The following is a 9,219-nucleotide window of genomic DNA, read 5'->3' as shown; positions in this document are numbered from 1 at the left end:
GGGGATGAGCCTTCGGGGTATGCACCGGCAGCAGCGGCCGCAGACGCTCCCACAAGGCATCGGAAATGATGAATTCTTGAGTCGTTGCCATACCCGAAAATAATGCCTATTTGGATAGGCTCTAAGTCTGGTATTCGTTCATCGGAGCCGCTGCCGGAACCAAAGCTGCTCTGCGCAAGGCTGCCAACCGGGTTGTTGTGGCCGCCACCATAGCCATTTATAGCTTCGTTGCTACCGCTGAGCAGGAACTCCCGCAGCCGGTTGATGTGGGTCTTGATTTCGCCCACCCGCTCTTCCTGTTGCACGCTCATGCTACCGAGCATGCGGCTGCCCATATTAGTGAGCAGGTTTTTGCGTTCTTCCAGCATCCGAAGCGCCACCCACAGGCTTTCTTCGAGGCCGTGCTGGGTGCGCTGAAGCAAAAAATCGCCAGTATACGAGTGGCCCGTGTGGCAGCGGTAGCGCAGCACCTTGCCACTCTTGAGCTCCCACAGTGAGCCACCACAATCGGGGCAGCTCATGGGGATGCTGGTGCCTAGCTGGTTTATCTCCTCGATGGTACCCACCACTCGTTCCGCAATGGCGGCTTCCTGCTGTATATCCTCCGGAATGGCTTCGAGACTGGCTACGGGCGTCTGTACCAGCTGGCGCAGTAGCGCCCCCATCTCGAGCAGGGGCACCACATGGTCGATGGCGACGTTGCTGAGGGCACTCTCCGGCATACTCGGGAACTCAGCCTCCAGCGGGTCCTGCACCACGGCCCGCCCGCCGGCTCGCTTAATAAGCTCAAGGCCCGCCGTGCCGTCGTGAAGCATGCCCGTGAGCACTACGCCGGTAGCGTTAGGGCCGTAATAGGCAGCGGCCGAGCGGAAAAGCGCGTCGGCGGCGGGGCGGTAATGGTTTTCATGCGGCCCCTTTGTAATCAGCACCACCCCGTCCTTGAGCAGCATATGCCGGTCGGGTGGAGCCAAATACAGAGTGCCGGGGGTTACTTCCTCCCCATTGACCGGCAGCCGGCAGCGCAGGGGCGTGTTGCGAGCCAGGCGGTCGATGAGGTGCTGGCCCGAAGAGTCGGGGGCGAAATGCTGTACGATGAGTACGGCGGCGGGCAGGTCGGCGGGCAAGCGGGCCACCAACTGGCACAGAGCCGGCATCCCGCCGGCTGAAGTACCAATAACGATAACGTGAAAGGGATGCTGCACGGAAGAAACTTCAGGTGAGTAACATTAGCTTCCGACGGCCCGAGCCGGGGCCGTCTATAGTCAATGCGTACGGCCATGGGCAAAATGTGGATCAACTGAGACCAGGGTATTTTCAGTCTCCTGATCAGCTTTCGGGGCCGGTACAGGTGCTTTTGTAGTTACTTTGAGACCTGCTGGCGGCGGCCGGTGCGCGTGCGGCGCAAGAAAAAATATTGGCTCAACGCGTTGTTGCTACGGCCCGGATTTCTGCTATGACCACTCCCTTACTGCCCGCTTTCAACGAAGCCGCCGCCGTGCGGCCGGGCGCGCTCCAACAGCCCCGAACCGGGCCGCGACACAGTGGTGGTCAGGAAAAATTTACTGTCGTCGGGCTGGGTGGCTCGGCGGGCTCCGTTGCGGCTTTCGAGGCGTTTTTCCGGCAAGTACCGCCCGCTACCGGCATGGCTTTCGTAGTCGTGATGCACCTGGTGCCCGACCAGAGCAGTGGCATGGTGCAGGTGCTGCAGCAGTTCACCACGATGCCGGTGGAACAAGCTACCGACGGCCTAAAGGTGCGGCCCAACCGCGTCTACATGATTCCGCCCGACCACGATATGAGCCTGCTGTAGGGGCTGTTCCTGCTTTGCGCGCCCACTCAGCCGCGCGGCCCGCCGCACCCCATCAAGCTTCTCCTCGTAAAGACGGTCCGTTTGCCGAGCTAGGGCAAAAGCCGCTGCTGGGATGCATTCCCCCGGCCGTCGTTATCACCGGGCGCACCGGGCGCTACCCGGAGCCCGAGTAGGCGCGCGGCCGGACAGTGGTTCTTCACCCTTAGACGCTGCCCACCGCCGTCGGCATAAATCGACTACTACCGCGAGAGTAGATGCGCCACCACGCTTTACAGGCCTGAGCGCGAGGCCCACGCTACTGTTCAGCTTCGCAATTGGCGCTACTTTCTTTAGCTTGACCCCCATGGATACGCCTACTCCCCAGCCGGCCACCGTTGCCCACGCGGCCCTGCTCAAGCTGCGGGCCCGGGCCGAAGAGCGCAAACGCCTGGTAGCGCAGCGCTTGAGCAATATGCTCCCCGCCGACGTGCAACGCCTAGCCCAGGACTTGCAGGTGCACCAGATTGAGCTGGAAATGCAGTACGAGGAGCTGATGCTGGCCCAAACCGAGCTGGAAAGCCTGCGCGCCCAATACGTGGACCTCTACGATTTCGCCCCGGTTGGCTATTTCAGTCTGAATGCGCACGGCATCATCGGCCAGCTCAACCTGCGGGGGAGCCAGCAGCTGGGCTCGGTGCGGCAGCGTCTGCTGGGCCAGCGCTTCGACTTGTTTATTGTGCCGGAGTATCGCCTCAATTTTCAGCCGTTTATTAGCCGCGTTTTGTCCGGTGAGCAGCGCCAGACGCTGGAAGTGCCGATGCAGCGCGAAGACGGCCAGCTATTTATGGCCCTGCTGGAGGGCGCGTCCGGTGCCCTGGGCCCCGATGAAGTGCCCACGTACTGCCGGGTGGTGGTGGTCGATATTACGCCCCAACACGCGGTGAAACGGGCCTTGGAGGCCAGTGAGTCGCGCTTCCGGAAGCTGTTCGAGCATAGCAGCGACGCCGTGGTGCTGGTGCAGCGCCAATGCTACCTCGACTGTAATGCCTCGGCCCTGCAGCTGCTGGCCGTGCCCACGCGGGCCCGCGTGGTAGGGCAGTCGGTGGGAGCCTTTTTTCCGGCTCAGCAGCCCGATGGTACACCCACCATGACGCTCTTCGCAGGGATGGTAGCCCAAGCCCTGCGCAATGGCTCGGGCCGAACGGAGGTGCTGCTACGGCGCGCCACGGGCGCGGAGCTCTGGGTGGAAGCCATCGTCACGCCGTTTGCCGTAGACGGGGATTCGGCGCTGTTCCACATCATATGGCGCGACATCACCAGTGCCCACACGGCCCGCGCGGAGCTGCTGCGCCAAAAGGAATTTTCTGAAAGCCTGCTCGATAATAGCGTGGACGGCATTCTGGCCTTCGACCACGACCTGCACATCACGGCTTGGAACCGGGTGCTGGAGCAGCTTTCGGGGCGGCCGGAAACGCAGGTGCTGGGCCAGGCCGTGCTCAGCCTTTTCCCGGAGTATGAGGGAGGTGAGCAGGAAAAAGCGTTGCGGGAAGTGCTCAAAGGCATGCGCATGATGCGCTACGACATGCCTTTCCACCAGAGCAGCGGCCACTTCGAATCGTACTTTTTACCGCTGGAATCCCCCGCGGGCGATATCAGCGGCGGCCTGGTCATCATCCGCGACGTGACCGAGCGCGTGCGCCTGGCCGAGGAAACTACCCAGCTAAAGCTACGCCAGCAGCAAGAGGTGCTGGCCGCCATCATGACCACGCAGGAGGAAGAGCGCAAGCGCATTGCTGAGGCGCTGCACAATGGCGTGGGGCAGCTGCTGTACGCGGCTAAGCTCAACCTCGAAAACCGCTCCCACGCGGCCACCTGCCGGCAAGTGGCCCTCAGCCTGATCGACGAAGGCATTAAAGCCACGCGCACCATTTCGCACGAGCTAACACCCGGCATTCTGGAGGATTTTGGGTTGAAGATTGCCCTGGAAGAGCTTACCAAGCGTATTCCGAAACAGCAGCTGCATGTGCGGCTACAGCTGCAAGGCCTGGAGCAGCCGCGCCCCCGCCTCCACGACGTGGCCACCTACCGTATCGTGCAAGAGCTGCTGACCAACATCATTAAGCACGCCAACGCCCGGGAAGCCTTCCTTTATGTAGTGCACGAAGGCAGTCAGCTGCACATTTCGGCCGAGGATGACGGAATCGGGTTTCAGCAGGATGCCAGCGCCGCCGCCACGAAAGGCATCGGCCTGGCCGGCATCCGCAACCGCCTCGACCTGCTCGGCGGCACACTCACCGTCGACTCGCGCCCCGGCAAAGGCTCCATCATTACGATTGAAGTGAAAATCAAGAACTGAGAATCAAAAATCAGGGCAATTCCGGCCCAGCGCCAAGCCGTGCCCACTCTTGATTTCTACAGCCTTACGCCGATGCCGGGGCCGAGCAAAAAGAACGGCTTGCCGGTAGAAAGCAGGTAGCCGCCGCCCAGGTAAAGCGGAAAAGTGAGCTTGGCCTCGCGGCGCGTTGGGTAAATGGAGCCCAGCAGCACAATGCCCAGGTCGCGGTTGCCACCGGTTTTGCTCAGGTCGAAGGCATTGAGGGCCACAAAGCCCGCCCCGATTTTGTAGGGCCGCAGGCGGTTGATTTTCTCGGGATGATAGAAGCTTAGCTGCCCCAGCATGGCCAGCGAGATGCCCCCAAAGGACGTGTAGCTCGATTCGCCGCGGTATTTGGTAAGCAAGCCACCGGGAAAGCTCACGTCGATGTCGAACTTGAGGCGGCGCTTCAGCACCAGCTCCAGCTTCTGGGTGAAGCCCGCCTCCTGGTACTGACCTTGGGTGTGCTTGATGGTGATGATAATCGTGCTCCAGTCGTCCAGATCGTAGGTTTTGCGGGAACCGAGCAGGTTGTTGAGGCTAATGCTGCCCACCTGGCACTGCTTGTCCTGGTAAAAGGCCGCCCGTACCGAGTTGTCGCCGGGGCACACCACCACGTTGTCGAGCGTGCGCATTTCGATCAGCTCGCCTTTGCTGTTCTGGGTCCGGATGTCGAAGGACAGATACTGCTTGCCATACAGCTGACTTTCGGTGTCGATGCCGTTGGGGTTGAAGCTGAATACCACGTCGGAAATCACGCGGCTGTGCAGCACCGGTCCGTTCAGGCGGTTCACGACACGCGGCCCTTCCCCGAAGTTCACGGCCACGAAATCGAGCGGGTGGGGCCGCTGAAACTCCTTCACCGTGAGGGCGTAGCCCGTGGGCTGTCCGGCGTTGAAGATGGTGATGCGGCGCTTGTCGATGGTGAGCGGCACCTGCACGCGGTAGACCACGGCCACTTCCGTGCGCACCGAGGAATCGGAGGGAATCACGGCCAGGTCTTCGAAATGAAAGCGCGCCTTTTGCAGCGACTCGCCTTCGAGGCGCACGTCCACGGTTTCGCCGGGGTTCACGGCCAGGCTGGAGGTCCAGTCGCCGCCGCGGTGGCGCACCTGCACGGTGGCAATGGCGGTTTTGGGCGAGATATTGAAGTTGGTGATGTACTTGGGGAGGTCGTTTTCCTTGATGTAGAGGTAGCTGTCGGTCTGGCGGTGGGTGTTGTAGACGCGCAGCCAGCACAGCACCCGGTCGTTGGTCAGGTACTGGCGCGTAAACAATTCGGCCATCAGCGCTCCGCCGGCTTCCTCCTGGTCTTCAATACGGTAGGTGCGCTTCAGGTCGAAGGTGCGGCCGTTGTCGAGAATGATTTCGACGCCCTTGCGGCGCGACACCTCATCGAGCGTCATTTCCTTTTTATCGACACTCAGAAAGCGTAGGCGGCTGGCTTTCACCGTAAATTCCTGGCGTAGTGGAGGCAGCGCGTAGCTTAGGCGGCGGCCGTTGTCGGTCAGGAATGGGCGCTCGGTTTGGGGGCGCACCGTGAGCAGGCGGCTACCCGGCGCGTTGGGCACCACCCGCAGCCGCAGCTGGCCCTGCTCCTGCACCAGGCGGTAGTCGATGTCCTGCCCCTTGGTCCATTCAGTGGCCACGCGCACGTTCTGGGGGTTGTTGCTGAGCAGGTCAAATACCTTTTCCTCCCCCACAAACAGCTCCGTATCGGTGGGTTTCAGCTCCAGCGTGGTGCGCGTTACGGGCAGCAAGCGCACGGTTTGGACGAGTGGCGGCCGGCCCGCGCTGTCGGCGGGCTGGGTGAAAGTGAGCTGTAGAAAGCGCGCCGCCGACAAGTCCTTGAAGCGGATTTTGGTGCGGTAATACTGATTGCCCACCGCCGTAAGCGAGTCGAGCAGAGTGAAGTCGGCGGAGCGGCGCAGGCGCAGCGGCACCCGGGGCCGCCATACCTGCGGATACACGAGCAGCTCGGCCGTTTCGTCGTTTTGGCGGTAATAGAAATACAGATTCGGCTCGCCCTGCACCGCAATGGTAGTCCGACTGAGCGAGTAGCGGGCCGTATCGACGCGCAAGGCTAGGTCGCGCAGCAGGGGCGGGGGAGAAGTAACCGTCTGGGCGAGAGTTGGGCTGGTCAGGCATAGCAGGACCGCCAGGCTAAACAGCCAGCGAAAACCCGGAGAAAAACGCACGGGGCACTACAGGTGAGAAGTGAGGAAAGCGGAGAAATCAGCAATACGCTCTCCGTAGAAGCCGGCAAAGGTAGCGGCTCCGGTGGCCGGTTGTTGCCGCTACCGGCCTGTTTTCTCGGTTTTTCTCGCGTCCTCGGCTGTTGCCCCCGATGTATTCCGGCGCTTGTCCCACCACACATAGCCGCCAAAGAGCACGATACTGACGCCCGACACCCACAGCAGACCGCTTTTCAGCCGGTCGCTGTTTTCGCCCAGCCAGGCCAGCAGCCCGATCAGGGGCATCACGCCGGCCACCGTGGCGGCCAGAAAGCGCCAGTAGCCCATGCGGGCCACGCCGGCCACAAAGCTTACGGCATCATCGGAGAGCAGGGGCGAGAGCCGGGCAATGACGACCGCCCAAGTGCCGTAGCGCTGCACTTCGGCCACCATTTTCTGCTCATTTTTTTCCCCAATCAGCCGCCCAACCATGGCCTCGCCCGCCGAGTGCCCAATCCAGTAGCCTACGGTGGAAGCGGCCACCACGCCCACCAGCGCCAGCAACGAGCCCCACCACGGCCCATACGCCAGAATGGCGACCAGAATCAGCAGCACGACATTCACCACCACCAGAAACATCTGGGCCACCATGCCCCCCACGATAACCACCGGCCCCCAGTAGCCGAACTGCTTGATCCAGGCTGATACTTTGGCCTGGTCACCGCTTTTCAGCACGGCAAAGGCTTCCCGGGCTTCGGTCTGGAAGGCGGGCCAGAGGAAGTAGCAGCCTACCGGCACGGCCAGCAATGTGCCGGCTATAAGAAGCGGCGCGCGGCTGGACCTGGACGAGCGGGCGGGAGGGGCGGTAGCAGACAAAAGTGACAGTGCGAAAGGGAGAAGAAAGGACTTGGGCCCGGCCCGCCACGGGCGGCCATGCGGTTTCTACGCAACGGCCCGGACGGGGTTGGGCGGCAACCCCGCACGGGCTAACGGGGTACTAGAGAGTTCTGAACTTTCTGAAAACGGCTCCTGGTGGGCCCCATCTGACGCCTCCGCACCCTCGGTTATGAGCAAACACACCTACGACATGGGCCTGGTCGGCAACTGCGCCTTCCTTGCCCTGATAAAGCAAGATACCTCCGTTTCCTGGCTCTGCTGGCCCCGTTTCGACAGCAGCTTCGTATTTGGCAGCCTGCTTGATTCCCGCAAGGGCGGCGAGTTCAGCATCCGGCCCGCCGATGAAGCCGACTTCAGCTCGCGGCAGTATTACCTGGAGAATACAAACGTGCTCTGCACCGAAATCGAAACTGATGCGGGCCGCTACCGCGTCACCGACTTTGCCCCGCGCTTCCTCCAATACGACCGCAACTACAAGCCCCTGATGTTTATCCGGAAGCTGGAGCCGCTCACGGGGCTGCCCCGGGTGCGGGTGGTGTGCGACCCGGTGGGCGACTACGGCGCGCAGCAGCTCACGCGCCGCCGCAGCTCCAACCACATTGCTTTTCTGGGCCTGGAAGAAGAAATCCGCCTAACCACCGACATCCCGCTGACCTACATTCTGGACGGCGAGGCTTTCGTGCTCACCGAAACCCGCTACCTGGTCATGACCTACGGCGCGCCGCTGGAAGCCGCCCTGGGCAGCACGGCGGAGGAGTTTTTGCGCAAGACGGTGGAATACTGGCAGCGCTGGGTAAAAAGCACCAGCATCAGTAGTTTCTACCAGACGGCCGTCATTCGCTCGGCTCTGGCCCTGAAGCTGCACCAGTACGAAGACACCGGGGCCATCATTGCGGCTACCACCACCAGCCTGCCCGAAGCGCCCGGTAGTACCCGCAACTGGGACTACCGCTTCTGCTGGATGCGCGACACCTACTACATCCTGACGGCCTTTAACAACATCGGCCATTTCGAGGAAATGGAGCGTTATTTCCACTACATCGCCACCATTACCACCAAAGTGCGCGACAAATACCAGCCGCTCTACAGCATCAGCGGGGCGGCCGAGCTGACGGAGCGCGAGCTGGACCTGGAAGGCTACCTCGGCAACCAGCCCGTGCGCATCGGCAACGACGCCTACACCCACATTCAGAACGATGTGTACGGCCAGGTGCTGGTGGCCTTGCTGCCGCTCTACGTCGACCGGCGCTTCATCGGGGCCGAGCGGGCCGACTCGGAGCGGATGATGTACGAGGCCCTGCGCCTGATTAAGGAAACGATGGACAAGCCCGACGCGGGCCTGTGGGAATTCCGCAATATCGCTCAGTATCATTGCTACACGTACCTGTTTCATTGGGCGGGCAGCCATGCCGCCCGCAAAGTGGCCCGCTACCTCGGCAACGCCGAAATAGAAGCCTTGGCCACCGAGCTGATCGACATTGCCACGGAGAAAATCGAGGAGTGCTACGATGCTACCCGGGGTGTGTATACCAACGCCATTGGCTCGCCCCACCTCGATGCCAGCGGCCTGCAGCTCATTCTGATGGGCTACCTCAAGCCCGATTCGGAACGGGCCAAAACGCACCTGATTGAGCTGGAGAAAGAGCTGAAAACCCCCGAAGGCCTCTTCTACCGCTACCGCCACGCCGACGACTTCGGCACGCCCGAAACCACCTTCCTGATCTGCTCATTCTGGTACGTGGAGGCCCTGGCCTGCGTCGGCCGCGTGGAAGACGCTACCCGTGAGTTTGACAAGCTGCTGGGCTACACCAATCATTTGGGCCTGCTCAGCGAAGATGTGGACGCCAAAACCGGCTCGCAGTGGGGCAATTTCCCGCAGGCCTACAGCCACGTCGGGCTGGTGAATGCCGCTTACCGCATCGCCAAAAAGCTCGACCGTCCGAATTTCGTGTAGCTCCGGCCAAAACCGTTGGTTTACGACCGGC

6 protein-coding genes are annotated in these 9,219 nt (G+C 61.8%); 3 read left to right on the top strand and 3 right to left on the bottom strand.

The window, feature by feature from the left end:
- Positions 1–1,202 (bottom strand): chemotaxis protein CheB (locus tag E5J99_RS18795; RefSeq protein ID WP_135499360.1); only part of this gene is annotated, 1,202 nt, incomplete at its 3' end.
- A 251-nt stretch (positions 1,203–1,453) separates the two neighbouring features.
- Between E5J99_RS18795 and E5J99_RS18790 the strand changes: the two genes are divergently transcribed.
- Together E5J99_RS18790 and E5J99_RS18785 are read left to right on the top strand one after the other, a co-directional pair.
- Positions 1,454–1,810: a chemotaxis protein CheB gene (locus E5J99_RS18790; RefSeq protein WP_135499359.1), complete on the top strand. Its 357-nt coding sequence runs from the start codon at positions 1,454–1,456 to the stop codon at positions 1,808–1,810.
- Between the two features lie 343 nt (positions 1,811–2,153).
- Positions 2,154–4,145 carry a sensor histidine kinase gene (locus E5J99_RS18785; protein WP_167852220.1) on the top strand — a complete coding sequence of 664 codons (1,992 nt, stop codon included), beginning with the start codon at positions 2,154–2,156 and terminating at the stop codon, positions 4,143–4,145.
- A gap of 56 nt (positions 4,146–4,201) precedes the next feature.
- On the opposite strand, the gene E5J99_RS18780 is transcribed toward E5J99_RS18785, so the two are convergent.
- Both E5J99_RS18780 and E5J99_RS18775 read right to left on the bottom strand, forming a co-directional pair.
- Complete coding sequence (locus E5J99_RS18780) at positions 4,202–6,361, bottom strand: hypothetical protein (RefSeq protein WP_135499357.1); 2,160 nt, start codon at positions 6,359–6,361, stop codon at positions 4,202–4,204.
- 99 nt (positions 6,362–6,460) lie between these two features.
- A complete protein-coding gene (locus tag E5J99_RS18775) occupies positions 6,461–7,213 on the bottom strand; it encodes a TVP38/TMEM64 family protein (RefSeq protein WP_135499356.1) in 753 nt (250 codons plus the stop codon).
- 190 nt (positions 7,214–7,403) lie between these two features.
- On the opposite strand from E5J99_RS18775, the gene E5J99_RS18770 reads away from it, so the two are divergent.
- Positions 7,404–9,188, top strand: coding sequence for a glycoside hydrolase family 15 protein (locus E5J99_RS18770; protein ID WP_135499355.1), 1,785 nt, complete (start codon positions 7,404–7,406; stop codon positions 9,186–9,188).
- Positions 9,189–9,219: the final 31 nt, after the last annotated feature.

Source organism: Hymenobacter elongatus (assembly GCF_004745955.1).
Classification (GTDB): domain Bacteria; phylum Bacteroidota; class Bacteroidia; order Cytophagales; family Hymenobacteraceae; genus Hymenobacter; species Hymenobacter elongatus.
This window is presented reverse-complemented; position numbering and strand designations above follow the sequence as displayed.